At 37.9% G+C, this 1,068-nt stretch carries 1 pseudogene; it reads left to right on the plus strand.

Going from position 1 to position 1,068, the window contains the following annotated elements:
• Positions 1 to 1,068 (plus strand): annotated as a pseudogene (locus BOW55_RS20955) (hypothetical protein); the annotation flags it as partial.

Consider the following 1,068-nt stretch of genomic DNA (forward strand, 5'->3'; position numbering starts at 1 on the left):
GCGCAAGCTTTAGCAACTGCTCAAGCTTTATTCCCAACTGCTATTGATGCCTGCGATACAAGTGTTGCCGATATTGATAAAATAAGTGGTGAATTTAAAGCTTCTACAGGATGCGGAAATGCAGGAACTTATACTAATACTTGGACGGTTACAGATGCTTGTGGAAACATTTCTGAAAAATTCACTCAAATAATTACAATTCAAGATACTACAAAACCAACGTGGTCAACTGAAGCTGATTCTTTAAACAGAACAGTAGAATGCAGCAATACACAAGCTTTAGCAGCAGCTCAAGCCTTATTCCCTGTTGCAACTGATGCATGTGATACTAATGTAACTAATCTTGATAAAGTAAGCGGAGAGTTTAAAGCTTCTGAAGAATGTGGAAATGCAGGTACTTACACCAATACTTGGACTGTAAAAGATGATTGCGGAAATATCTCTGAAACATTTACTCAAATAATTACAATTCAGGATACTACAAAACCAACTTTTGTTGGCAACCTTCCATCAGATAGTACTGTTTCTTGTGACGCTGTTCCAGAACCATTTAACATGGAAGCTTCTGACAATTGTAATGGAGATTTACCAATTGTTTTCAAAGAAGTTAAAAGCGATGTTAAAAACGAATGCGGTACAGAATATACCTTAACTCGCACTTGGACAACAAGTGATTGTGGTGGAAATTCAATTTCGTATACTCAAGTTATAACAGTAAGAGATACTACACCTCCAACTGGTACCGCACCATCAGATGTTGCTAATCTACAAAGTGCTGCAGACATTCCAGCAGGAAGTCCAGCGGACATAAAAGATGCGGCAGACAACTGCGCAGGAGCTGTAAACATTACAGTAAGCGACACTAATAATGGAGGAACTGGATGTAATGGTGAATCTTATATTTTAACTAGAACTTATACTTTAACAGACTGTGCAGGTAATAAAACAGAATTAGTTCAAACCTTTACAGTTGAAAATAAAGTTTCTGTAAGCGGTATTGCAACAAATGTAAGCTGCCAAGGAAAAAGCGACGGTTCAATTGCAGTTACCAGCAGTCCAGGATCTACT

This window comes from Flavobacterium sp. YO12 (assembly GCF_004119495.1).
Classification (GTDB): domain Bacteria; phylum Bacteroidota; class Bacteroidia; order Flavobacteriales; family Flavobacteriaceae; genus Flavobacterium.